Source organism: Microcystis ichthyoblabe FBCC-A1114 (assembly GCF_050500245.1).
Classification (GTDB): Bacteria; Cyanobacteriota; Cyanobacteriia; order Cyanobacteriales; family Microcystaceae; genus Microcystis; species Microcystis ichthyoblabe_A.
This window is the reverse complement of sequence record NZ_CP191408.1, coordinates 1,803,676-1,829,385: the sequence shown is the minus strand read 5'-3', so window position 1 is coordinate 1,829,385 and position 25,710 is coordinate 1,803,676. Positions and strand designations below refer to the sequence as shown.

General features: G+C 41.5%; 22 protein-coding genes. 11 read left to right on the top strand and 11 right to left on the bottom strand.

Translation table 11 applies throughout. The annotated features are described in order from the left end of the window. Positions 1–11 precede the first annotated feature (11 nt). The gene (locus ACQY1Y_RS08825) at positions 12–950 is read right to left on the bottom strand and encodes a DUF4351 domain-containing protein (protein ID WP_103111508.1); all 939 of its coding nucleotides are present in this window, start codon (positions 948–950) and stop codon (positions 12–14) included. 150 nt (positions 951–1,100) lie between these two features. Here ACQY1Y_RS08825 and ACQY1Y_RS08820 point away from each other — a divergent pair, with 150 nt between their 5' ends. Further along, positions 1,101–2,807 carry a potassium channel family protein gene (locus tag ACQY1Y_RS08820; RefSeq protein ID WP_002739886.1) on the top strand — a complete coding sequence of 569 codons (1,707 nt, stop codon included), beginning with the start codon at positions 1,101–1,103 and terminating at the stop codon, positions 2,805–2,807. Further along, entirely contained in the window at positions 2,804–3,058 is a 255-nt protein-coding gene (locus ACQY1Y_RS08815) for a hypothetical protein (protein ID WP_002776534.1), read from the top strand. Before ACQY1Y_RS08820 ends, ACQY1Y_RS08815 begins: the two co-directional genes overlap by 4 nt. A 117-nt stretch (positions 3,059–3,175) precedes the next feature. Here the strand turns inward: ACQY1Y_RS08815 and ACQY1Y_RS08810 are convergent, their stop codons facing one another. Continuing rightward, positions 3,176–3,787 (bottom strand): Uma2 family endonuclease, encoded by a 612-nt coding sequence (locus ACQY1Y_RS08810; RefSeq protein WP_002793139.1) that lies wholly within the window; start codon positions 3,785–3,787, stop codon positions 3,176–3,178. A gap of 230 nt (positions 3,788–4,017) precedes the next feature. On the opposite strand from ACQY1Y_RS08810, the gene ACQY1Y_RS08805 reads away from it, so the two are divergent. After that, the gene (locus ACQY1Y_RS08805; RefSeq protein ID WP_002740011.1) at positions 4,018–4,224 is read left to right on the top strand and encodes a hypothetical protein; all 207 of its coding nucleotides are present in this window, start codon (positions 4,018–4,020) and stop codon (positions 4,222–4,224) included. A gap of 78 nt (positions 4,225–4,302) precedes the next feature. Here the strand turns inward: ACQY1Y_RS08805 and ACQY1Y_RS08800 are convergent, their stop codons facing one another. The 3 genes from ACQY1Y_RS08800 to ACQY1Y_RS08790 form a co-directional block, all read right to left on the bottom strand. Then, on the bottom strand, positions 4,303–6,375 hold the full coding sequence (locus tag ACQY1Y_RS08800) for a pentapeptide repeat-containing protein (protein ID WP_430014414.1): 2,073 nt from the start codon (positions 6,373–6,375) through the stop codon (positions 4,303–4,305). A 41-nt stretch (positions 6,376–6,416) separates the two neighbouring features. Continuing rightward, complete coding sequence (locus tag ACQY1Y_RS08795; protein WP_430014413.1) at positions 6,417–6,917, bottom strand: hypothetical protein; 501 nt, start codon at positions 6,915–6,917, stop codon at positions 6,417–6,419. Between the two features lie 386 nt (positions 6,918–7,303). Continuing rightward, complete coding sequence (locus ACQY1Y_RS08790; protein WP_016515388.1) at positions 7,304–7,453, bottom strand: hypothetical protein; 150 nt, start codon at positions 7,451–7,453, stop codon at positions 7,304–7,306. A gap of 210 nt (positions 7,454–7,663) precedes the next feature. On the opposite strand from ACQY1Y_RS08790, the gene ACQY1Y_RS08785 reads away from it, so the two are divergent. From ACQY1Y_RS08785 to ACQY1Y_RS08760, 6 genes are all read left to right on the top strand, one after another. After that, a complete protein-coding gene (locus tag ACQY1Y_RS08785) occupies positions 7,664–7,900 on the top strand; it encodes a hypothetical protein (protein WP_016515387.1) in 237 nt (78 codons plus the stop codon). 2 nt (positions 7,901–7,902) lie between these two features. After that, positions 7,903–8,343: a hypothetical protein gene (locus tag ACQY1Y_RS08780; protein WP_430014412.1), complete on the top strand. Its 441-nt coding sequence runs from the start codon at positions 7,903–7,905 to the stop codon at positions 8,341–8,343. 330 nt (positions 8,344–8,673) lie between these two features. Next, the gene (locus ACQY1Y_RS08775; protein WP_430014411.1) at positions 8,674–9,882 is read left to right on the top strand and encodes an RNA-guided endonuclease InsQ/TnpB family protein; all 1,209 of its coding nucleotides are present in this window, start codon (positions 8,674–8,676) and stop codon (positions 9,880–9,882) included. A gap of 557 nt (positions 9,883–10,439) precedes the next feature. Next, positions 10,440–11,006, top strand: a complete 567-nt coding sequence (locus ACQY1Y_RS08770) for a nicotinate-nucleotide adenylyltransferase (RefSeq protein WP_316577873.1) — start codon at positions 10,440–10,442, stop codon at positions 11,004–11,006. Then, positions 11,003–11,731: an NrtR DNA-binding winged helix domain-containing protein gene (locus tag ACQY1Y_RS08765; protein ID WP_430014410.1), complete on the top strand. Its 729-nt coding sequence runs from the start codon at positions 11,003–11,005 to the stop codon at positions 11,729–11,731. Before ACQY1Y_RS08770 ends, ACQY1Y_RS08765 begins: the two co-directional genes overlap by 4 nt. 12 nt (positions 11,732–11,743) lie before the next feature. Beyond that, positions 11,744–13,402: an NAD+ synthase gene (locus ACQY1Y_RS08760; RefSeq protein ID WP_430014409.1), complete on the top strand. Its 1,659-nt coding sequence runs from the start codon at positions 11,744–11,746 to the stop codon at positions 13,400–13,402. Between the two features lie 383 nt (positions 13,403–13,785). On the opposite strand, the gene ACQY1Y_RS08755 is transcribed toward ACQY1Y_RS08760, so the two are convergent. From ACQY1Y_RS08755 to gap, 3 genes are all read right to left on the bottom strand, one after another. Next, entirely contained in the window at positions 13,786–14,799 is a 1,014-nt protein-coding gene (locus ACQY1Y_RS08755; RefSeq protein ID WP_430014408.1) for a YgfZ/GcvT domain-containing protein, read from the bottom strand. Then, positions 14,796–15,164: a hypothetical protein gene (locus tag ACQY1Y_RS08750; protein ID WP_002743680.1), complete on the bottom strand. Its 369-nt coding sequence runs from the start codon at positions 15,162–15,164 to the stop codon at positions 14,796–14,798. Before ACQY1Y_RS08750 ends, ACQY1Y_RS08755 begins: the two co-directional genes overlap by 4 nt. A 175-nt stretch (positions 15,165–15,339) precedes the next feature. Further along, positions 15,340–16,374, bottom strand: a complete 1,035-nt coding sequence (gene gap / locus ACQY1Y_RS08745; RefSeq protein WP_045362416.1) for a type I glyceraldehyde-3-phosphate dehydrogenase — start codon at positions 16,372–16,374, stop codon at positions 15,340–15,342. A gap of 554 nt (positions 16,375–16,928) precedes the next feature. Between gap and ACQY1Y_RS08740 the strand changes: the two genes are divergently transcribed. Continuing rightward, entirely contained in the window at positions 16,929–19,349 is a 2,421-nt protein-coding gene (locus ACQY1Y_RS08740) for a phosphoketolase family protein (RefSeq protein ID WP_002739607.1), read from the top strand. 371 nt (positions 19,350–19,720) lie between these two features. On the opposite strand, the gene ACQY1Y_RS08735 is transcribed toward ACQY1Y_RS08740, so the two are convergent. The 3 genes from ACQY1Y_RS08735 to dnaB form a co-directional block, all read right to left on the bottom strand. Further along, positions 19,721–21,037, bottom strand: coding sequence for a family 10 glycosylhydrolase (locus tag ACQY1Y_RS08735; RefSeq protein WP_430014407.1), 1,317 nt, complete (start codon positions 21,035–21,037; stop codon positions 19,721–19,723). Between the two features lie 92 nt (positions 21,038–21,129). Beyond that, a complete protein-coding gene (locus tag ACQY1Y_RS08730) occupies positions 21,130–22,707 on the bottom strand; it encodes a glycosyltransferase family 39 protein (RefSeq protein WP_430014406.1) in 1,578 nt (525 codons plus the stop codon). A 1-nt stretch (position 22,708) separates the two neighbouring features. Beyond that, entirely contained in the window at positions 22,709–24,466 is a 1,758-nt protein-coding gene (gene dnaB, locus ACQY1Y_RS08725; protein ID WP_430014657.1) for a replicative DNA helicase, read from the bottom strand. 178 nt (positions 24,467–24,644) lie between these two features. On the opposite strand from dnaB, the gene cobM reads away from it, so the two are divergent. Then, a complete protein-coding gene (gene cobM, locus ACQY1Y_RS08720; RefSeq protein ID WP_002750163.1) occupies positions 24,645–25,433 on the top strand; it encodes a precorrin-4 C(11)-methyltransferase in 789 nt (262 codons plus the stop codon). Positions 25,434–25,710: the final 277 nt, after the last annotated feature.

Genomic DNA, 25,710 nt, shown 5'->3' with positions numbered 1-25,710 from the left:
AAGCCTATTTATTAGTTCAGCCAATTAATTAAGTCAGCTTGAGTCTCAAAGTCTAGTAATGCTTCTCCTAAGTCTTCTAATTTTTCTACTGAGAGTTTTTGAATAGTTTCGGTGATATGCGGGGGCAATTCACCAAAACGTCGCTTTAGTTGACGTAGCACTAACTTGGATGCTTCTTTTTGAAGTCCGATAGCTTCTCCTTGTTGAATCCCTTCGATTCTACCTTTTTGAAGTCCGATAGCTTCTCCTTGTTGAATAGCTTTTTCTCTATCTTGTTCGTATAAAGGGGCTAAACGCATGATAAATTTTCTCTCCTCCTGGGTTCTTTTGGGTAAGGCTTGCAAGTTCCTACTTAAATTGTATAATAATTTTAAGGAAGCTGATTTAAAGGGATGATGAGGAGACAAGGCCTCTAATTCATCAATCGCTCTGCTTCTGGTTCCTCCTCTACCTAATAATCTTAACCAAAGGGTTTCAGGGGTTTCAGGTAATTGATGCAGGACAATAAGGGATGTGGTTAATGCTGGAGGTAAAAAATAAATTCCTTCTCCCCAATCTGGGTTATTGAGAGCGGAAAAAGCAGTTATAATCCTCTGACTGGCCGTAGGAGTTAGTATCCACAGTCTAGGGATATTTTCTGCTAATAAGGGTTGTTGATTGCGGTGAGCTTCTCTTTGTAATTGTTCCCGCACCGTCAACAGTTTAGATAAACAAGCGAGAATTCCCTCAATCGTGACCGGATTGCGATAGGGTTCCAATAGACAAGGGGTTTGAGCTAATCGGCCTAATAAACCTAATTCGGGCGGTATTTTGGGGGAAGTCGGTCGAAAATACACATCGATTTCTTGAGTTTCTGCCGTCACATCAAGGCTAGTTTTCACGTCACCGCAAGAAGCGAGAAAAGTTTCGAGGTAATCTTTACTAAATTTATCCCAAAGAAAGCGAGTCAAGGCTGAAGTGATTCAATCGATGATCAGGGTTATTTTATCATCTTCAAAGCCTGATTAGGAAAATTGGCAGCATTGCAGCTTTAGTTACAGATTTTTCCTAGTTTTTGCGCTAGAACTGAAAGGTTAATCAGCAAAAAACGCGCTCGACGAATGAAACCGCAAATCATCGTCTGTGGATTAGGTCGCACGGGTTATAAAATCTTTTGTTTACTCAAACAACAATCTGCGGCAGTAGTAGCGATTAGCGATCGCCAAATGGTCTGTGAATACCAGTCTGATATTATTATCGGCGATCCCTGCTCTCCTAAAACTCTCCTGCAAGCTGGCCTTCCAGATGCAGAAACCCTAGTTTTGGCCATCGATAACGACGCACTCAATCTGGAAATTCTCACCCGCGCAAGGATAATTAACCCGAAAATTCGGATAGTTAACCGACTATTTAACGAAACTTTAGGAGAAAGACTCGATCAAACCCTCCCTGCTCACGTTAGCATGAGCGTTGCTTCCCTAGCAGCCCCGATCTTTTCCTTTGCTGCCCTTGGTAATAAAGCTATCGGTCAATTACAGCTATTCGATCGCCTTTGGCCAATTCAAGAGATAATTATCGAGGAAAATCATCCTTGGTGGGGATTACCCCTCTACGAACTTTGGGACGATCCGGCCCGAATGTTAATCTATTATCTCCCCGCTCACGACGAAATCGATCTGGTTTCAGCAGTTCTTTTAGGCAAAAAACTCCAAACTGGCGATCATCTCATTATCGGCAATAAACCGACAATTAAGGCAAAACAGCGTTTTAAACTGCAAAAGTGGCTGAGAAATCTACTCAATCTCCGTCCCTATCAGCACTATGTCCAACCAGTAATTCTTGTCACCCTTTCCCTCTTGGGGATGATTTCCCTTGCTACCATTACCTATCTCAGCGTTAATCAAAAAATTTCCCTCGTCGATTCCCTCTATTTTTCCGTCGGGATGATTACCGGTGCCGGAGGTAACGAAAAAGTGGCCGAATCTACCCCCGATAGTATCAAAATTTTTACCGTGGTCATGATGATTGTCGGTGCGGGGGTTATTGGTATCTGTTATGCTCTCCTCAACGATTTTATTCTCGGTAGTCGCTTTAAGCAGTTTTGGGATGCTACCCGCATTCCCGTCCGCAATCATCACATTATCTGTGGTTTAGGAGGTATCGGCACCCGGATCGTGCGACAATTGCACGACCAAGGCTGTGAAGTGGTGGTGATCGAATCGGACCCCAATAATCGATTTTTGCATTCCGTGCGCTCCTGGGGAATCCCCGTTATCATCGAGGATGCGCGTCTAGTGGCTACCCTAGAAACCGCTAATATTAACAACGCCGAATCTTTGATCGTGGTTACTTACGAGGATATGATTAATGTGGAGATTGCCCTCACTGCTAAAGCGATCGCTCCTAAAATTAATCTAGTTTTACGCTGCTCTCAGGAACAATTCGGGCGATCGATTCAAGAGGTTTTTGATTTTGATACGGTATTATGTCCCCGGGATCTAGCTACCTATTCCTTCGCTGCGGCCGCTTTGGGCGGTAGAATTCTCGGTAATGGCATGACCGATGATCTCCTCTGGGTTGCTTTGGCTACATTAATCACACCTAATCATCCTTTTATGGGGCAAATTATCAAGGAAGCGGCGATGAATGCCGATTTTGTGCCACTTTACTTAGAAAAACAAGGTCAAACTATCCACGGTTGGCAATTACTAGAAATCACTCTCGATCAAGGTGATATTCTTTATCTAACTATGCCGGCTATGCGTTTACAACAGGTTTGGCAAAATACTTCCCTAACTATTCCCCAATCTTTCCCCGATTTAAAATGATTTCCGGTCTTAATTATCTGAGCAAAGCTAGTTATCGCTGTATCTTGAGTTTAGGCAGTGCCGGCAGTATTTTAAGTCTCGCTAGTGCCAGCAGCATTTTAAGTCTGGTTAGTATCGGCAGTATGCTCAGTATTGGCAGCGTCGGCAGTATTCTTAGTATTGGCAGTGTTGGCAGTATTCTCAGTATCGGCAGTGTCGGCAGTATATTTGGCATCTTTCAATATCATTCTCTGCCTAACTATCCAGAGTAGTTCTAATGAACTACTACTCGCCGCTTCTTTGTCGATGGCGGTTTTTTGAGTTTAAACTGTGGGGCGATCGCTTTTTATGCAAACAAAATAGAAAGGTTATTAATCGGATTAAGGGATTTATGAGGCTGCGGCAAAACTAACGCGACGATAAATTTCTAGCAAGGGAAGTTCAACGTTTAAACTCTCCAGAGGGATTATTTGACTAAGTTGATCGTAGGTTTGTAGTTGCCAGCGATCGCTCTGTGCGAGTCTGAAATATTGCTCAATGTAGGGTTCAGTTTGACTAACGAGCAGGTATTCACAAAAACTTGGCAGGGAACGATATTTTCTAAATTTATCACCTCGATCATAGGCTTCTGTGGCGGGGGAAAGCACCTCTACAATAAATAAAGGATTAAGAATTTCGTCTTTGCGATCGCCGTTAAATTCCGGTTCATGGTTAACAACCATGAGATCGGTATAGGTTCCACAATGATATTCAGGAATCCACAACCGCAGATCGCTGTTATACAGACGAAAATCCCTATCTCTCAATAAAAATCCCAAAAAAACCGAGATATTGATCGCGATCGCGCTGTGGGTTGCGGTTCCTCCAGGCATAAGAATCATTTCTCCATGGCAATATTCATAACGTTCCTGAGAAGTTTCAGCGATCGCCCGATATGCTTCCAAGGTGACAGGGGTTTTGGTGACTGTCGCAATAGTTGGTTTTTCTTGAGCGATAATCATCTTTGTCTTTCTCCGATATTCTATTAATTAATTTTATGGTTATTTTTTAGGGATTGTGGGGAAGCGATCGCTTTTTATCAAAATAGAATTAGAACGGCGATCGCAGTTTTTCTGAGGTGAGAGAGAAAAACTTTTTAAGAGCAAACTATCGTTAATTTGATTGTATGTACTATAATTGAGTCGTTAAATTTAAACAAAATACTATACTGTCCTCATCGAGGTTATTGTTTATGAAATCAGAGTATGATCTCGCTAATATGAAAAGTCGTCCTAATCCTTTTGCTCAACAACTCAAGCGGCAGGTCACTTTACCTTTAAGGATTGATGTCATTGATTTCTTTGAAAAAAAAGCAAAAGAAAAAGGAATTTCTTATCAGGAACTAATTGATTTATATCTTCAGGATTGTGTGACAAACGACCGAGAAATTTCTTTTTAGCGATCGCTTTTTATGAAAACAAAATAGAAAAAGCGATCGCATTGTGAGCATCAGTTAATAAAACAATAAAGTTCGGGGTCAGGTATTCAGGTTTGCTAATTGTTCCTGAATATTAGCTTGAGTAGAGAGTTTTTCGGATTTTTCCCATAGAGCGTTAAAGATACTTTTATCTGTCTCGACAACTCTTGTTTGATAGGAAATATAACCTGTTTCTGTTTGACCATTCATAATTCTTCTCGCTGTAAAAGAATTTCTTGGAACAGATAAGTTTTCGCTAATCAATAGGTTGGTATCATCCCAACAATAGCCTTCTTCAACATCTTTGGCTTTTTCCTGACAAATACAAGCAACTTCTATGCCAAAGTTAAGTTGTTCCTGAATCACCTGTAAATGCTTTGGAGTCGGAACTTCAGGAAGAATAAAGACTCCTTGAATAGAAATCCACCTCTCGATTAGTTCTTTGTTAACTTCCCAGAATTTTTGACCAAGGGGATTATCCCACCAGATAGAATCTGTCATGGAGTGAACAGCCAAGATTCGAGATTGACTTTGAGGATCAATGTGTTTGAGTAGTTGAGCAACCTTTTCTAAACGGGATTCGCCGCTAATTTCAATGTTAATTTCAGGCATAATTGTGTTAGTCAAAATTGTGCCATCAAGGAGGGTTAGATTATTTTCATCTAATTTAACATCGGTCAAGTTAGCTCCCGTTAGATTAGCTTTGCTCAAATTGGCATGACTCAAATCGGCTCCTGTTAAATCAGCATTAGTTAAATTAACCCCCAAAAGATTAGCCTGACTGAAGTTACATCCCATCAATTTTGCATCGGAAAGATTGGCCTCACCATCCATTAAATTGACTTGGCTGAAATTCAGTCCCCGAAAATCTCGTTCGCCAATTTTGTGCAAATATGTCAATTCTTTTGTGCTATGAATATCGGGGTGATATTCATCGGGTGCATAAACGGCAATCATCGCTTTGACGTAGGCGAAAAAATAAGCCTTGAGAATATTTTCATGGGTGTAGATGGTAATCACTTCTTTACCATCATACTCAACCAACGCCTTGACAGTTACTACTCCTTTTTGACCCGGTGTCAAGTTAGCCACATAGATAGATTTAAGGGTATGTTTAACCTCAACTAAATGAGCTAGAGCCTCATTAAAAGCAGTAAAAAGTGCATCTGATAAACCTTTTTTAAAGGCCGATTCAGTGTAACGCTCTTGGGTTTTTGTATTACATAGGATAACTGTCGCGGAAGTTAAATTGTTATTGGCACAAAGAATTTCAAAGTTCTCAATTTTCCAGCCTTGAAAAAGCAAAAGATTATCTTCAAAGAATAAGTTGTGTTGAGGCTCGTTTTCTAAAAGCTGATTGAGTTTTACTTTTTCATTTTCCATGGCAGCTTTACCGAGATTTTTGAGAGTTCTTTCGATAGAAGCTGGCGAGGTATCTTTCCCTAAAAACTGTAAGAATAAGGCAGGAGAACCCACAAAAGGATACCCACTGGCAATGAATTCTCGATCTGCGATGGTGATAATACTTGCTAGGCTATACTTTCTGGCAATCTCAACTTGAATTGCCGTTGTTAAATTAACGTTGGGATATTTTTCTAGGTCGATTTCTTTCAAGTTAACTTGGCCGACGTTAATCTTGCTCAGAAGTTCAATTATCGAACGATTGGCATCTTCTCTAGATTTCAGATTTTTGATATTATGCCAAATTTTGATTAATCCCATTTCGCCGATGTAAGGATTAATTTTTCCTTCTAAAACAAGTCCCATAACCCTAGTAGCTTCACTGTTAAGAGTCGTCTGATTTCTTAATAAAAACTCTTCAATTAGATCAGCATCAATTAAGACTTTTGGAGCTTGAGAATTGTTATCTTTTGATTGGAATACCTCTAAGTTATCAAGAAAAAAATCAATATTTATACTAGGATGATTAGTCACTTTACGCAAACTAAGCTTGATTTCGTACTGCACAAAATCATCAGATTCGCTTTCGAGATTATTTCTCAAATCCCAAAGTTTTTTAATCACTTGAGGCTCAGGATATTCCCCTAATTTCCTTATGATTTCAGCACGGCGATCGCTATCCTGTTCATTGTCTAGTTGAGCTAACAACCCATTAATAATGGTGTTTTCCATTTTTAAATCAATCTCCTTGATTGGTGGTCTTCTCATCCGCACTAATTTTGTCTGACAGTAAAAGACTGCTCTGTTTGAGAATTTTCAGCGTAGCGTGTTGGCAAAACTTCCACTGATTCATCGTCATTAATGTCAACAAAATAGCCCTTTTTAAAGAGAATCCTTCTTAGGGAAGTAATTCCCAGACGATCACTTTCATGTAAATCAAGGAAAGGTTTAAGATTGTCTCCTATATATCTGTTGAAATCTCCGTTTAGATTTTTGCCGCTGCTATGATTGAACATTTCAGCCAAATCATCAGCGGAATAAAGCCCTGTAGCCGCCAGATAGAACATAATTTTGTATTTTTCAGATAGGGGTTCGATTTCTGCCAATAAAGCTTCTAGTTTGGGTATATCCAAACCACAGTTTCTTGCCTGCTTTTGGGCATCACACAGTGATGGGGGCATTGACGAGAGCGTCTTCATGGCTGTATTACAGTTTCTTGCCTGCCTTTCGGCATCGGATAGGTTTTGGGGCATTTCGGATAGGTTTTGGGGCATTGACGAGAGCGTCTTCATGGCTGTATTTTCGAGCTAGTTAGCATATTTTGAAATGGAGCACCGACAATTATTGGTTGAATTCTCTTTTGTCTCATGTAATCCTAGTAGCAACATAACTTTCCGGTTGTTGTAATCCACTTTGAAAAAGTATCGGTAACTACAAATACAGCTATGTTGATTACCTTAAGATCGAGGATCCCCCTAACCGAACGAGAATCCCCCTAACCGAACGAGATAGAGTGATAGGACAAAAAAGATCGAGTGTTGGCGCACTGCCCAGCTTGAATTAAGTAAACGATCTACCTACCGATGGAGATATAGTAAAGGCAAAAAAGCTGGATCGAGTGTTGGCGCACTGCCCAGCTTGAATTCGGTAAACGTTCTACCTACCGCTTCCCGTCTTGATTATCTCCACCCTGACGTTTTGCTAGTTCGTTGATGGTGTAGATAAAAACGTAGTCGTAGGGATGAATCTTCCCGACAGCTACGCCGTAAGCAAGGGAGCTTAGGAGCATGACAGTGAGTAAGTGCTTCATTGATTGACCTCCTGGCTTCTTGAGTCGACTAATAAGGTTTTTAAGTCTCCTGGTGGGCTGTTGAGAGGGCTAATCTCGATGATGCGAAGCTAGGAGAGGGCCAGTACCCTTGCGGGTGCTGGCTCTTTACTCATCATTATCATCCCCGCATCTTAGCTTATTAGGTAGGCAAAAACAAAGATCCTGATCAAATCAACTGCCACCTTAGCCATGAAGACACTTAGCCACAAAACAGAAGATTTGAGTATAGCCGATGTCTCATCCTATTACCCCGATCAATGGGTGGTCTTAGAGATCACTGGTCGCGACAAATATGGCTGGCCAGAGAAAGGTAAGGTTATTGGGTATTCAGACGATAAAAGTAAGCTGATACAAGAGACTAAACATTTGAAGGGAGACTTATATTTGTTTTATACAGGTCTTGTTGACGGTGGTAGGGTTGCTTAAAAATGTTAGAATCCATACAAAAAGCACAATCTCCTTTAGCTTTGGCCCCTCCGTTGGCAGCTGCCATTAAACGAGGCGAAGAAGCGAAGAAGCGGTTCCTATCTAAGCAAGGCGGAACCTTAACCAGCGCTGAGATTTGTAGTGTTTTAGCCTGTAGTTCTTTGGAATTAGAAACTATGAGGCTCAATCATCAGGTCTTAGGTTTATCTGTCAACGAAGAATTAGTTTATCCTGCTTGGCAATTTATTGATGGCAAAGTTTTGTCTGGTTTAGACCAAGTGTTAGCCGTTTTAAAAGAAGACGGTGCTTGGACACAAATGCTCTTTCTGCTCACGGGTGATATTCGTTTAGAGGGAGCAACCCCGCTAGAAAAACTCCAAAAGGGAGAAATCGAGCCAGTGGTTTTGGCCGCTAAGTGCTACGGGAGTCATAGCGCAGCGTAATGGGTTTGCCTCCTTCTGTTTGTGGGTTAGTACGTTTGAGAATTAGTTCACCAATTTTATCTTGAATGTCGGGGTGAAGACCGTTCGGCTGAGCTCACGGCCGAAGCCCTCGCTTTTAGCGACGGGATGAAACCCCGACCAGTATAAAACAGCACTTCGACACATTTCGACAGGCTCAATGTAAAAGCTCAGTGACACGAAGCACGACATTTCGACACATTTCGACAGGCTCAATGTAAAGGCTCAATGTAAAAGCTCAGTGTTTACAAAATCTTGACAATTTGTGCTATACAAGTTAGAATAAAATAAGTTGTTTGAGGTCGATAAACAATGATTGTCTTAGAAATGAAAGCCGCGGTCAAACCAAGTCAATGTTCTGCCATTGATGAAGCTATTCGTACAGTACAATTCATCCGTAATAAGGCTTTAAGGCTTTGGATGGATGCCAAGAGAGAAGACAAAATCGATAAATATTCTCTCAATAAATATTGTGCAGTTCTCGCCAAACAGTTCAAGTTTGTCGATACTCTAAATTCTACGGCCAGACAAGCATCGGCCGAACGAGCTTGGTCAGCTATTGCCCGTTTATATGATAATTGTCAGAAAAAGGTTAAAGGAAAAAAAGGTTATCCTAAATTTCAGAAAAATAATCGTTCTGTGGAATATAAAAACTCCGGATGGAAACTATCGGAGGATAGAAAGAAAATAACTTTCACAGATAAGAAAAATATTGGCACGGTTAAACTGAAAGGAACCAGAGACTTAAACTTTTGCCCTCTAGACCAAATTAAACGAGTTAGGATTGTTAAACGAGCGGATGGTTATTATGTCCAATTCTGTCTAAGTGTTGATATTCGGGAATATGCTAAACCCCTAGAACCAACAAAGAAATGTGTGGGATTGGATGTAGGTTTAAAAGTTTTCTACGCTAACAGTGATGGGGAAACGGTAGAGATACCGCAATACTATCGCAAGGCAGAAAAAAGATTAAATCGACTGAATCGGAAGAAATCTAAAAAGTTTAGAAAAGGTCAACCCCAATCAAACAACTACCAAAAAGCTAGAAAGAGATATGCTAGAAAGCATTTAAGAGTAAGTAGGCAACGTAAAGGCTTTGTCGAAAAAGAGGCATTGCGCGTCATTAAATCTAACGATTTCATCGCCTACGAAAACTTAAATATTCAAAGCATGGTAAAAAACTCTAAACTTGCTAAATCTATTAATGATGTGGCTTGGTCTATTTTTCGACAATGGTTAGAATATTTTGGTTTTAAATATGGTAAGGCTACGGTAGCAGTAGCCCCCCATAACACGAGTCAAAATTGTTCTAATTGTGGTCAAAAAGTCCCTAAATCTCTATCTACGAGAACCCATACTTGTCCCCATTGTGGTTATGTAGAAGATAGAGACATTAACGCCGCTATCAACATTCTCAAAAAGGGACTAAGTACGGTGGGACACACCGAAACTAATACGCTTGGGGAGAGATTCCCTCTGGTTTGGCTGGATACGTCCTGCCAGATTAAGGAAACTCAGTGAACCAAGAATCCCTCGCTTTTAGCGATGGGAGTGTCAAAAAAAATAATATCTCCTGCAAGAATCAAAAATCTTCAGTAGCAGACAAAAGATAAGAGATAAGGGACTTGCGTAGGAATAATATCCCAGCCAGAAAATCGCTCTGTAGAAGAACCAGACCAGCCAGATGGCACATTATCAAAGCGCAAGTCCCTAACACCTCGAAGGCTCTCCCCCTACTTAGGGTGATCAGCAAACCTGATCGATCGGAGGGCGCAAGCATTGCGCCCCTACAGTAACGGATTTTGTCCACAATGTAGGGGCGAACTGCGTTCGCCCAAAAGGTACATTATCAAAGCGCAAGTCCCTAACTATCCTATTCATAAAACCTAAAATTATGTCGAATTTATCCGGGGTTTTAGATATTTTGACCCGATAGCGGCTCGATAACTTACTTTTGCAGGAGATGACTGATCCTCTTGCCCTATTTTGGTAAAATCAACTATAATGGGGAGAAGTTAATTTTTGCCAAGCTTGAGCAGACTTAAACCAATCCCTCAGTGAGCAAGCAATTGAATCCTATGCTTAAAATTGCCCTTTTTGGAACCAGTGCCGATCCTCCTACTGCCGGTCATCAAGCCATACTAAAATGGTTATCGGAACAGTACGATATCGTTGCGGTTTGGGCTGCCGATAATCCCTTTAAAAATCATCAAACCAGTCTCGAACATCGTCTGAGGATGTTAAATTTGCTCATCCGGGATATTCAACCCCCAAGGGATAATATACAACTGCGACGAGAATTAAGCGATCGACGTAGCTTAATTAGTGTGGAAAAAGCGCAAACAATTTGGGGAGAACAGGAGGAATATACCCTAGTCATCGGTTCTGATTTAGCTGGACAAATTAGGCACTGGTATCGTAGCCAAGAATTACTAGAAAAAGTCAAAATTCTCGTGATTCCTCGTCCCGGATATCCTATTAACCAAGATGATATTAAACAACTGCAAACATTAGGGGGTGATTGTCTGATTGCCGATGTCTTTGCTCCGGCTGTATCCTCAACAGATTATCGAGAAAAAGGCGATAAACAGGCTGTTCCCGCACCGATTAAAGATTATATCGAAGGTCAAAAACTTTACGCATGAAATCGCCAAATACCCTAGTTAATAAATCTCTAGCTGATTTTAAAGTGGGAGTTGATAACGTGATCTTTTCCGTTGATACCCAATTAAATCGGCTGCTGGTGCTTCTGATTAAACGACGGGAAGAACCTTTTAGTAATTACTGGAGTTTACCCGGAACTTTAGTTAGAAATGGGGAATCACTGGAAACGGCAGCCTATCGAATTTTAGCCGAGAAAATTAGTGTCAATAATCTCTATCTAGAACAGTTATATACTTTTGGCAGTCCAGAGGGAGATTCCCTGGCAGCGGCCGAGAGTTTTGGGAAACGTTATCTATCGGTGAGTTACTTCGCTTTAGTGCGGTTTGAAGAAGCAAAGTTAATCACTGAACGGGATTATAATATCACTTGGTATATGATTGATAAAGTGCCAGATTTAGCCTTTAATCACGGTCAAATTTTGGAATATGGCTGGCGAAGATTACGCAATAAAGTAGAATATAGTCCCGTCGCTTTTGAGGTTTTACCAGAATTATTTACTTTAAATGATCTTTATCAATTTTATGAGACAATTTTAGGTAAAAATTTTAGTGATTATTCTAACTTCAGAAATCGGCTATTGAAATTAGGATTTCTCAAGGATATGGGTTTAAAAGTCTCTCGTGGTGCCGGTCGTCCTGCTAGTTTATATCGCTTTGATGAAAAAGCTTTTGCTCCCTTTAAAGAGCAACCGTTAGTTTTTGTTTAAATAGGAAAAAACATGAGAATTGCTATCGCTCAATTAAATCCCATTGTTGGAGATATCGAAGGAAATGCCCAAAGAATTTTAGAGGCCGCTCAAACGGCATTTAATCAGGGAGCAGAATTACTTTTAACTCCGGAATTATCCCTCTGTGGTTATCCTCCCAGAGACTTGTTATTAAATCTGGGTTTTGTGGAGAAAATGTCTCGACAATTGCAATTATTGTCCCAACAATTACCAGAAAAGTTAGCCGTCTTAGTCGGTTTTGTCGAAAAAAATCCCTCGGCAACGGTCAGGGGAGAAAAGCCGCTATTTAATAGCATAGCTTTGTTGAAAAGTCAAGAAATTAAACAAATTTTTACTAAACGTTTATTGCCTACCTACGATGTTTTTGATGAGGATCGTTACTTTGCTTCTGGGAAAGAAAGTCAATATTTTCAACTAACAGAAAATAATGTAAAAATCGGTGTAACTATCTGTGAAGATGTTTGGAATGATGAACAATTTTGGGGTCAGCGTCAATACGCGGTTAATCCCATCGCCGATTTAGCTAATTTAGGAGTGGATTTAATCGTTAATCTTTCCGCTTCTCCCTACAGTGTCGGTAAGCAAAAATTGCGAGAATCTTTATTATCCCATAGTGCCACTAGATATAATTTACCTATAGTTTATGTCAATCAAGTGGGAGGTAATGATGATTTAATTTTTGATGGTGACAGCGTGGCTTTTAACAGACAAGGAGAAGTGATTTATCGCGCCCAAGCATTTACTTCTAGCCTAGAATTAATCGAGTTTAATCAAGATTTGTTACCCGCAGTTATTCATCCTTTACCTGTCAATGAAGATGAGGAAATTTATCGAGCCTTAGTCTTAGGAGTGCGAGATTATGTGCAGAAATGCGGTTTTAAACGGGTAATTTTCGGCTTGAGTGGTGGCATTGATTCCAGTTTAGTTGCCGCTATTGCCAGGGACGCATTAGGTAAAGAAAATGTTCTCGCTGTGATGATGCCTTCTCCCTATAGTTCCGACCATTCCATTAGCGATGCAGTGGCTTTAGTTAATAATTTAGGTATCAAAAGTGAGAAGTTAGCAATTCAAGAAATTATGACCGCTTATGATCAACTTTTAGATGGTCTTTTCGCTGGGACTGATTTCGGTATTGCCGAAGAAAATCTTCAGTCACGCATTCGCGGTAATTTATTGATGGCTCTCTCTAATAAATTCGGTCATTTACTATTATCCACTGGCAATAAATCAGAAATGGCGGTGGGATATTGCACCCTTTACGGTGATATGAATGGTGGTTTAGCAGTGATTGCTGATGTGCCGAAAACCCGCGTTTATTCCCTCTGTCGCTGGTTAAATCGGCACGGGGAAATTCTTCCCCTTAATGTGATTAATAAAGCTCCTAGTGCTGAATTAAAACCCAATCAGAAGGATCAAGATTCTTTACCTCCCTACGAGATTTTAGATGCTATTTTAGCACTATTAATCGATCGCCATCAATCCGCCGAACAAATTATCGCCGCCGGCTTTGAGGCTGAAATTGTGCAGAAAGTGATTAAATTAGTTAAAAATGCCGAATTTAAGCGCAAACAAGCTCCCCCGGGACTAAAAATTAGCGATCGCGCTTTTGGCACTGGTTGGCGAATGCCTATCGCTAGTCGCTGGGGTTAGGGGGGTTTTTCAGTTATCAGTTATCAGTATTAAATAGCAGTTTTCTACGGGTGTATCTCGTTTTTGTAAATCTACGAAGTTGGGATTTTTAAGGGGAAACTCTCTTTTAAAATTGGGCGTTACTTTCGATTTTATCACTCAATCCAAGCTTTTGGGGGGTTCTACCCCCCAAACCCCCCGTTGGGGGCGTGGCGCCGCCCCCAAACCCCCCGCGCATTAGTTTTTCGGTGGGATGCTTACACGCGATTGTTCATATTTTTGTACTAATTTAAGAGTCACTGATAATTGCTGATTGTCGGTATTTCTGCAAATGTGAGATGCACCCGTTTGCCACTGTCTTTTCACTGATTACTGATTACTGATCACTGTTTACTGATTACTGTTCACTGAAAGGGGTATTCGTGAGAGAGGAAGGGTAAAGGGATTAATTCTCCTGTTGCCTCGCCGATTTGTACTTTTAAACCCTCTCCTCCCGCTTTTGTTTTCACATAACCCAAGCCAAAATCCTCCAGCACACTGGTGAGTAAACCGACTTTTTGCGCTTCTAAAATAATCGGGGTATTGCTGGGGACGGATTGGCTAAGTTTTATGCCCCAAAGTCTTTGTTTTACGCCTTTATAGGTGTTGAGACGGGCGATAGTTTCTTGACCAATATAACAGCCCTTATCAAAGACAATCGCTCGCCATAAACCGGCCTCTAAAGGGTTATAATCTTCGGTTAATTCTCGATCGACTGCCGGTCGGCCCTGATGGATTCTCAGGTATTCCCACACCTGCTCATCTGCGGGAGTAACGCCATTTTTAATTAAATTTTCCCAGAGGAGACCGGCTTCGGCGGCGGCAACGATTAAAGTATATCCGGGCAGATCTAAGCCGGTACCGACGGCCACTCTCAGGGGGGGGTCAGAAAGGAGATAATGACTATGCTGCACCCCCGTTAAAATCTGCTCTGGAATGGCGATTTTTTGCAGGTATTGCCCGCTTTCAGCACCGATTAGGGTGACAATGGCAAAATTATCGGTTAAGTCGCTAATTTCCACTTTATCGAAGGGGAAAATATAGCGATCGATCAATTCCAGTAAAAATTGACGACGTTGGGGAGAAACGAGGATGAGGAGGGAATCATCGCCGGCGTAAACTGTGACAAAATCGAGGGTACGACCGGTAGAGTTAAGGAAAATTGTCTCACAACCCTGACCCGGTTTCAGGCGATCGATCGCGTTACTGGTTTGATTGTGGAGAAAACGCAGTCGGTCCTGGCCTTTTAATTCTAATAAACCCCAATCGGAGCGATCGATTAAAATTGTTTGGGATGCTAAACTTTGGGGATCATTGCTGTAATCTTTGAGAAAATTAGCGGCATACTCTGCCTTGATCGTTTCTAAATCTGCTTTCATTGGGGTAAATTAGCGAATAATTGCTTAATAATGCGCTCGGTTTTCGTTTCCAAACTCTGCCAATCCAGTTCACCGGTGGGATCGAGGAGGCTGGTATCGATGGTGACGCTCTCTCCTTCATCGGTGGGATAATCGAGAAAACAGACTTGAAAACAAAGTTCCCAAATATTTACAGTAACGGAGCGATCGAGATAAGTCAAACAGAGCAGATAACTGGGATAGGGATCTTGAATTTCTGTATAAGTTCCTTTCCAGAGGGAATTTTCTAACTGTTTACGCAGATTATCCAGCACCCGAATAAATGCCGGCTGCATTAATAATTGTGCCTGTTCCCAAGCGGTAATATCTTTAAATTTTGGATTCATCTAATCAGTTATCAGTTATCAGTTATCAGTTATCAGATTTGGGGATTAAGTGATAAAGGCATTTATCAGATTTGAGGATTAAGTGATAAAGGCATTAACAGTGCTGTCTTTTCACTGGTTACTGTTTACTGTTTACTGATCACTGGTTACTGTTTACTGATAACTGATAACTGATTTAAGCTGTTACTAGGGCTGCTTCCTTAGCTGCCATCATTTTCATCAGGTCTAACATCCGGCAGGAGTAACCCCATTCGTTATCGTACCAAGAGACGACCTTAAAGAAATTGGCATTAAGTTGAATGCCAGCTTTAGCATCAAAGATACTGGAACGGGGGTCAGTGATAAAGTCACTCGATACCACTTCCTCATCGGTATAACCGAGGATACCTTTCATCGGACCTTCGCTGGCGGCTTTCATAGCGGCGCAGATTTCCTCGTAACTGGTGGCTTTTTCGGTTTTAAAGGTTAAATCCACCGCCGAAACGTTGGGAGTTGGTACACGGAAGGCCATACCGGTTAATTTGCCTTTTAGGGAAGGAATAACTAGGGTTACTGCTTTGGCTGCCCCCGTGGAGGAGGGGATAATATTTTGACCGGCGCCGCGACCACCGCGCCAATCTTTTTTCGATGGACCATCCACGGTGGGTTGAGTGGCGGTCATCGAGTGTACCGTGGTCATTAATCCTTCCGCTAGTCCGAAGTTATCGTTAATAACTTTGGTGATCGGGGCTAAACAATTGGTGGTACAACTAGCGTTAGAGACGATCAGATCCTTAGCGGGATCGTATTCATTATCGTTAACGCCCAGTACAATAGTACGAATCTTGTCGGGATCTTTGGTGGGTGCGGAGATAACTACCCGTTTGGCCCCTGCTTCTAGGTGTTTTCCTGCCCCTTCCGCGGTGGTAAATAAACCGGTGGACTCGACCACATAATCGGCCCCGGTTGCACCCCAGGGCAGTTGAGCAGGGTCTTTAATCGAGTAACAGGGGATAAACTTACCATCCACGACGATGCCATCTTCTTTTGCTTCTACCGTACCCTGAAAACGTCCGTGGGTGGAGTCGTATTTGAGCAGATAGGCAATATTATCGGAGGGAACCAGATCATTTATACCAACAAACTCGAAATCAGGATTTTGGATACCCGCCCTAAAAACGAGGCGACCGATACGACCGAATCCGTTGATGGCGACTCTTACTTTTGTCATGAAAAAAACTCCTTTGCAGCTGCGATAAGCTTAGGCACGATCAAGAAACAATAATTTGAGAATTGATTGGCCTCTAGAGAATCACTATATATGCTAATCAGCTTTTGTTGCTCGCTAGATGAAGTATAGAAAGATTTTAAGTTTCAGTCCTTCCAAGATAAAAAATCATCAATTTGCTATCCTAGTAGTCCTCACCACCGGCATCGAGAAGGCCTAATTAGGCTCTTCCCGACAAACTAGGGTGTAACCATATAGTATTTTGGGAAAAGCTGACATTAAAAAATAATTAAAATTTTTCTGAGAATTATTGTTACCTAAGTTAAGAAGATATTAATTTTCCTTTAAAAGCGATTTAAAAACGCCGCCCGACTGACATAAATTCCCCTGGCCGGATTGGCAAAATATAGCTTATTTTAATAGTTTTTTACGCTCCGAAAGGTTAGACTCTTGATTACAGTTTGAAAACTGACCGAGGGTTAACCCTCTCGATAATCTGGAGAAATTGTCTATCAACTCTCTTAATCTCATCCTTCATAGATATCGGAGAAATATTCATGGTATCCGCACCAGAAAGACCCTTAACAGAGCAAAATCCCCTTTCTCAAGACGAACTCTATAAAACCCATGCCTATTGGCGCGCTTGTAACTATTTAGCTGTAGGTATGATTTATCTGCGCGATAATCCCCTGCTCAAAGAACATCTTAAACCCGAACACGTTAAGTATCGCTTACTTGGTCACTGGGGAGCGAGTCCGGCCTTAAGTTTTACCTACGTTCACCTCAACCGTTTAATCAAAAAATACGACCTCGATATGATTTTTATGGCCGGTCCCGGCCATGGGGCGCCGGGGGTACTCGGTCCGGTTTATCTAGAAGGAACCTATTCGGAAATTTACCCCGATAAAAGTGAAGACGAGGAAGGATTACAAAAATTCTTTAAACAATTTTCTTTTCCCGGTCACATCGGTAGTCACGTCACCCCCGAAACCCCCGGTTCTATCCATGAGGGCGGCGAACTGGGTTATAGTGTTTCCCATGCCTACGGTTCTGTTTTTGACAATCCCGACCTAATTACGGCCGTGGTGGTGGGTGATGGGGAAGCAGAAACCGGCCCCCTTGCCACCGCATGGCACTCGAATAAATTCCTTAACCCGATTCGCGATGGTGCGGTACTGCCAATTTTAAACTTAAACGGTTATAAAATCGCTAATCCCACCATTCTCTCCCGTATTTCGACCCACGAGTTAGAAAGTCTCTTTGTTGGTTACGGTTACACTCCCTACATCGTCGAATGTAAGGAGGATGAAGACCTCATGCACTGCCATCAAAAAATGGCCGCTACCCTAGAACACTGTATCAATCAGATTCGCTCCTATCAACAGGAAGCTCGCAGCACAGGAGTGGCTAAACGTTACCCCTGGCCGATGATTATCCTCCGGTCTCCCAAGGGTTGGACAGGTCCAAAAAAGGTTGATGGTCATAAAGTGGAAGGATTCTGGCGCGCTCACCAAGTCCCCATGGGTGCCATGCACGAAAACCCGGACCACTTGAGAAAATTAGAGGAGTGGATGAAAAGCTATAACCCGGAGGAATTATTTGACTATGCCACGGGTCAATTTAAGCCGGAATTTAAAGAACTCGCTCCTATTGGTCATCGTCGCATGAGTGCTAATCCGCACGCTAATGGCGGATTGCTGCGTAAAGACCTAAAAATGCCAGATTTTCGTCAATATGCCGTAGATGTCACCCACCCGGGCCAAGTGGAAGCGGAAAACACGGGAGTGATGGGGGTATTTTTGCGGGATGTAATGCGAAATAATATGACTAATTTTCGCGTTTTTGGTCCCGATGAAACTGCTTCTAATCGTTTAGCAGCTCTCTATGAAGTGACTAAAAAAGCTTGGTTAGCTGATACCTATCCGGAGGATTTAGATGGTAGCCAATTATCTGCCGATGGTCGGGTGATGGAGATGCTGAGTGAACATACTTTAGTCGGTTGGTTAGAGGGTTATTTATTATCCGGTCGTCACGGTTTATTTCACTCCTACGAGGCTTTTGCCCACGTTATCGATTCCATGTTCAACCAACACGCTAAATGGCTCGATATCTGCAAAAATCATGTGCCTTGGCGTGCTTCTGTTTCCTCTTGGAATCTGTTATTATCCTCGGTGGTTTGGCGGCAGGATCACAATGGTTTTAGTCACCAAGACCCTGGTTTTATCGATTTAGTAACCAATAAAAGTGCCGACGTGGTGCGGGTTTATCTTCCCCCCGATGGGAATTGTTTATTAAGTGTGACTAATCACTGCCTCAAGAGCAAGGATTACACTAATATTATCGTTGCTGATAAACAGAAACACCTGCAATACTTGACCATTGAAGAAGCAATTAAACACTGCACTAAAGGTATCGGTATTTGGGATTGGGCAAGTAACGATGATGACGGAACAAATCCCGATGAACCAGATGTAATTATGGCTTGCTGTGGGGATATTATCACTAAAGAATCTTTAGCGGCCACGGCAATTCTGCGGGAGGAATTCCCTTACTTAAAAGTTCGCTTTATCAATGTGGTTGATCTGTTTAAATTACAGTCGGAAAGTGAACACCCTCATGGTTTATCGGAACGGGATTTTGATAGTTTATTTACCACTGATAAGCCAATTATCTTTAATTTCCACGGTTATCCTTGGCTGATTCATAAACTTACCTACCGTCGCAGTAATCAGGAACGTATTCATGTGCGCGGTTACAAGGAAGAAGGGAATATTAATACTCCCCTAGAATTAGCGATTCGTAACCAAGTTGATCGTTTTCATCTAGTAATTGATGTGATTGATCGCGTGCCAAAATTAGGTTCTGCTGCCGGTCATGTGAAAGAACGAATGAAAAATGCCATTATCGATAATCTCGATTATGCTTTTACCAATGGCATCGATAAGGACGAGATTACTAACTGGAAATGGCCTTATTAATTAGGCTAAGAAGTGGTTTAGGTGATGATAATTTATTAGTTTATCGATAAATTTCATCTTCCTATTCCACCTAAATAAAATATTATTTGAGTTTAATTATGGTGCAATTAATAGAGTTTGTATATAGCGGTTTTCACAGAAGTGAGTCCCGATTGAAACACTGAAATGCCTATCTATCAAGGGATTTACCATAGCAATTCAGTTTGAGATGTCAATGGGGAGAATGAGTAAGTCTAACTCATACCAATTCTCCAAAATCTGACTAAAAAAATTTTCATCCCCCCAGCATCTCCATCCCTCTTAAAAAAAGGGAAAAAGGGGGACTTAAATTCGATGATTTGATCTGTAATTTCTCTGGGCAAAAATTGCTATTAACTACCCGGAGGGGGAATTACAGGAATTTCGATACCGTCCGGCGCTAAGGGGGGAGGTGGGGGGGTTAGTTCTGGCTGATAAACAGGTTCAGGCGTACTAACTAAGGGGAGATTGTCCACCACGGGAAGACGGGGAGTAATGGGTTGCGAAAACATTGCTTGAATTGCCGCTTTTCTGGTTTCTGGAGGTTCCAAAGCTTGCTGCCAGAGACTTTCATAAAAGAAGAAAATCACCCCTAAACCCCGTTGACGAGCAGCCAATACCTTTTCTTCAATCAAGGGTAGGGCAATCGGTCGATTGCGTAAACCGGTTAAAACCCCCACACCGGTGGGGATAGTTTGCTGGGTTTCTTGAATTTCGGGACGCTCTAATTGTTTGAGAAAACTGGGCAGATCGGGACGATAAACCTGTACGATTAACTCATCGACTAATCCTTGCCGCACCCAAGCGAGCCAATCCTGTAAATGACCATTATAGGCGAATTCGTAGGGATTAGGGGCGATCGAAAGCAGTATATTCGGTTTAACTGCCTGAATTGATTCTTTGAGATTAGCCAGAAAAGCGGTGATTTTATCGGCCCGCCATTTTGTCCATTCGGGATCCCGGGGGTTAGCCGGAGGTGTTTTTTCCGTTTCCTGTTGATAAAGGGCGATAGTATAGGGATCATAGCCGAATTCATTCGGTAAACTCAGATGATCGTCGAATTGGATGCCGTTAATATCGTATTGTCCCACCACTTCCAAGACTAACTCCCGCAGAAAATTCTGCACCTCGGGACGGAAAGGATTCAACCACACCACCTCACCGGCTGCCCCCACCCAAGTGGTCCCCCCGTCGCGTTTTTGGGTTAACCAGTTCTGATGTTTTAAGGCTAATTCTGAGGTGGGAGGGGCCATAAATCCGAATTCAAACCAAGGAATGACCAATAATCCCCTGCCACGGGTCTGTTCCACCAATTCTGCCAAGATATCTTGTCCCTGCGCTCCCGTAGGCACAAAAGGCTGTATTCCTTCCCGTTTCGCGATCGCGCTAGGATAGAGAGCATAACCGGAATTCCAGACCACGGGATAGATAGCATTAAAATTAAGATTAACTAATTGCTCGATCGCCTGTTGTCGTTTATCCCTGTCCATCAGCATCGCAGTATCGTTGGTGGTAATCCAAACACCGCGAATATCGGTATCCCGACTTTGAGAGAAAGCGGTAGAAAAATAGCCTAAGAATACGACTATCAGAAAAGATGCTAAGAATAGTAGTATAGGGAACTTTTTAAGAATTTGCCGCCAAACGCTAGTCGGAATTAGAAAAGTCATTTCTTTAGGGTGAAGATTAACGGTTTTAACTGGTTATAATAACAGCTTTGCTCAACTCTTTGAGGCTAGATTGACCCAAAATATATATTTACCTATTTCTTCACTCGCGACAATTGGCCTTGAGGATAGAAATAATCAAGACGAATATCGAATTGATCTAAGGCCACTAATAACCTATTGGAAGGACGAAAAAGAAATAAGTTGGCCTGGGGAATTTCTAGGACTTCTTTTAACTTATCGGTATCGGGGTTAGTGGTAGTCAGGAAGTATTGTACATCAGCATTAAGACGATAATTAAGGGAAAGCAAATCACCTAAGTTAGTCCAGTCATTACCTTCGTCGCTGATAATAATGGCATTGGGTACAGCATTAATTTTTCTGGCAACTTCGCCATTCCAATAACTAGGAACTTTTGCCCAACTGGTTTCGGAAAGAGCATTATTAAAGTTCGATACTATACTAGCAGTTAACAAAAAAGTCAAGATAATTTTACCTAAAAATTTACCTTGATTAAGCAATTGTGACAAGAAAAAAGCCACAGTTATATAGATAGTGGGAAAGGAGGCAATTAGATAACGGGTGACAGTTGATCTAGTGGTGGTCAAAATTAGATCGGGAATGACTAAAGCTAGGAAAGGTACTAGGGTTGAGGTAATCAGAAAAGTAAAAACTATCGGGTTATTGTAGCGATAAACTCGCTCAAAAGCATAGATAATTAAGATTAAAAAAATCATTCTATATATATAGGTGAAGATGTTATTAAAACCAAAATCGCTATCGCTAAATAGAGAAGTAAAAGTTAAGAGCCATAATTTACCGAACAATCCCCAATCGAGATAGTTAACGGCAGCCCAACTGGTGGAGTTAAAGGCTCTTTGAGAGTTAGTTAAAAAAACCTGTAACCAGGGTATATATAAAATTATCATTGTTAACCCAGATAACAGGAAAAATATCAAGTTATTTTTTCGCTCTGGTTTCATAACAAGATACCAAATTATCAAGGCTGCTTGAGCAAATAAGTTGAGAATAAAAAAGAGATGGGTGTAGAGTCCGAGAGTATTAGATAAGGTGTATAAAGACCAATTAACAAGAGTTCTTTTTTTGAGGCATTTTAACAGCATTAATTGACTGATTATCGTTAACAAAACTAAAAGACTATACTGACGGGACATTTGAGCAAATATTATATCAACTGGGGACAGTGCCAATAAAATTACCGCTAAAATTGCCGTTAACTTTGACGCAAATAATTCTAGGGATAGATAGTAAATAAATGGCAGGGAGAGAAGACTAAAAACAATCGCTAAACTGCGGGAAGAAACGGGAGAAAAACCGAATATTTTTTCCCAATAGCGAGAGATCATAAAGTATAAAGGTGGGTGTTGAGGGTCTTCTTTAGCGAGAGATTGAATCGTATCAAAAACATTGCTTTCGGGTTTCAGTTGTTGAAATTGTCCTAATTCTGTGGTAGATAAAAGACGGTTTTGAAAGATAGTATCAGCGATTTCCTTTGCTTGATAACCAGTGGTTCTAATGGTGGTGTAGGATTCATCATGCCAATAGATTTTTTTATCGATATTTGCCCAACGAAAAACGACACCGAGAGTTAGGATAATTACCAAAAGTATTAAGAGCCAATTGGTCTTTGTATAATTAATATTTGCTTTCATTTTAATAATTAGAGCGACTTTGTTTAAGATTAAGAAACTTGGTAAATTCCGGTTGAAAAAGTAGCTTAATTGTGCCGGTGGGACCGTTACGGTGTTTAGTAATAATTACTTCGGCCACACCTCGATCGGGACTATCGGGGTTATAATATTCATCTCGGTATAACATCATAATTAAATCCGCATCCTGTTCGATACTATTATGGACGATGATATTATTGGCAATAAAGTTATGCAATTTATCTACTGTTAAATCATACACTTCTGTCTCTCCATCCGCTTGAATTGCCATAACTTCATCCCAATTAAAAGTTAGGTCTGAATTACTCAGAGAGCGAGGTAAAGCGATATAATTACCAATATTTAATTCATCTAATCTTTGCCAACCGTGGACAGTCAAAAACTTATGATTGGCTGTAGCTCTAATCGTGCGACCTAAACGAGTTGTTAATCGAAAAACTGGCTTAAATCCTGTGGAAAAGACTTTAGTTACCAGTGCTTTTTCTAATTTCATTGTTTCCTCATTAAGAGCAAAAACCGTAAAATTAGAGCAATTCACTAACTGACAAATTGGCACTTTAGCACGAGGAGCGGCTAACTCAACTAAACTATCACCCGCTAAACATCCTGACTCGCGTAAATCGGACATCATCGGTCTTTTATTATTGCGAGATTCCACAGCGCGACTTAACTGAGAAAGAGCAATTACTGGAGCATGAATTTCTCTGGCTAAACCCTTAAGACTGCGGGTAATTTTAGAAAGTTCCTGAACACGATTATCACCTCCCCCTTCCATTAATTGCAGATAATCGATTAAAACTAATCCCATTTGTCCTTTTTTTTCTGCCTGTAAACGCCGCACTTGGGAACGCATTTGAATCACACTTAAATTGGCACTGTCATCGATATATATGGGCAAATTTAATAACTTTTCTAGTCCCCCAAGAACCTTCTCTAAATCATTTTGTCCCAAACGGCCCGATCGAATCCGATTACTTTCGATTTTAGCCTCATTCGATAACAAACGTTGGGCTAATTGTTCCTTAGACATCTCCAAACTAAAGACAGCCACGGGTAAATTCTGTTGAGCGATATTATAGGCAATATTAAGAGCAAAAGAAGTTTTTCCCATGGAAGGCCTACCCGCGATAATAACTAAATCCGAGGGTTGTAAACCACTGGTCATCGCATCGAGATCATAAAATTGAGTTTCGATACCGGGTAGAGTGGTGGTCTCCTGCATCTTCTCAATTTCGTTAAAAGTTTCAATTAAAGTATCCCCCAGAAAAATTAAACCCTCCTGGGGTCGTTTTTGGGTGAGACGAAAAATCTTTTGTTCCGATTCATCGAAAACATTTTCTAATTCTAGCGTCGTATCCCTGGCTAACTCGATAATTTCTCCCCCCGTGGAAATTAACTGACGACGCATATATTTATCCATCACTAATTCAGCATAGCGATCGATGTTGGCAGCCGAGACAGTGCGCTCAATTAATTGTAACAATCGCGGCATTCCCCCGATTCCTTCCAGCAGATGATTATCCTGTAACCAACTGCTAACCGTCATTAAATCCGTCGGTTTTCCCTTCCCTTGTAAAGCAAGTGCCGCACGATAAATATCTTGATGGGTTTTTACATAGAAAGCTTCTGGAATTAAAAAATCACTGATTCTACCTAACGCTTTTGGATCTAGTAAAATACCACCTAAGATAGATTCTTCCGCTTCAATATTTTGGGGGGGGAGGGATTGATCGCTAATCATTGTCAATGCTGACTGTGCTTTATCATTAATTATAGTCATTCACCCTAATTAAATACAAATGTTCAGGTTAATGATAGGATTCAGTATTCAGGAGTCAGGAGATTATTTTTATTTATTCTCCCCACATCCCCACATCCCCACACCCCACACCCCACACCCCTTTTAAACAGGATTTAGTATGACTTTAATTGACTCCTCGGCGCTCTCCCCGGCCGTCTATTTTATTGGTGCGGGCCCCGGAGATCCGGAATTATTGACGGTAAAAGCCTATAAAATTCTCCAAAAAGCCGATGTTATCGTCTTTGCTGATTCCCTCGTCCCCAAACAGATTCTTGAGGACACTCCTAAAGATGCCGAGTTAATTCCCACCAGTAGCATCACCCTAGAGGAAATTATCCCTTTAATGATCGATCGCGTGCGTCGGGGTTTAGCGGTGGTGCGACTGCAATCGGGGGATTTAAGTCTCTATAGTGCCATCCAAGAACAAATTGAGCTTTTGACAGCAGCAGATATACCCTTTCAGCTAATCCCCGGAATTAGTGCCTTTCAAGGATTAGCGGCCAAATTGGCCCTAGAATTAACGATTCCGGAATTAGTCCAGACAATTATTCTAACCCGGGTGGAAGGAAAAGCCTCTCCCATGCCAGAAAGTGAAGAATTAGCCTCTTTAGCCGCTCATAAAGCCAGTTTATGCCTATATTTAGCCGCCCGTCATGTTGACAAAGCCCAGGAAAAACTCCTAAGATACTATCCGGCAGAGCAACAGGTGGCCGTTTGTTTCCGTCTCGGTTGGCCTGACGAAAAAATCTGGGTTGTCCCCCTGTCAGAGATGGCCAAACTAACCCATCGGGAAAATTTAACTAGAACTACCCTTTATCTCATTAGTCCCGCTTTAAACCAGATTACAGGAACTCGATCGCAACTTTATCACCCGCAACATTCCCATCTTTTCCGTCCTCATCCTTAGGTATTTTCTGGGGAATCTATCGAAAGAAACACTGGGTTTCTACCTAAAGATAGATTTAAAGAGCGGCGATTTTGTTTAAAATCGCAGTGGGAGGTAGGGCAATTTTAAAAACGTTTAAAATTCCTCTAACAATCCATGCACAGCTGCCCGATTTGTTCGGGAATTACCCTTCGTCACCTTGTAGCTAGTCGTGCCTACTGGTATTGTCCTCACTGTCGTCAGGAGGTTCCTAACTTCCTTGATTGCTCCATTCCTCGCAGGGTAGATCGAGTTAGAG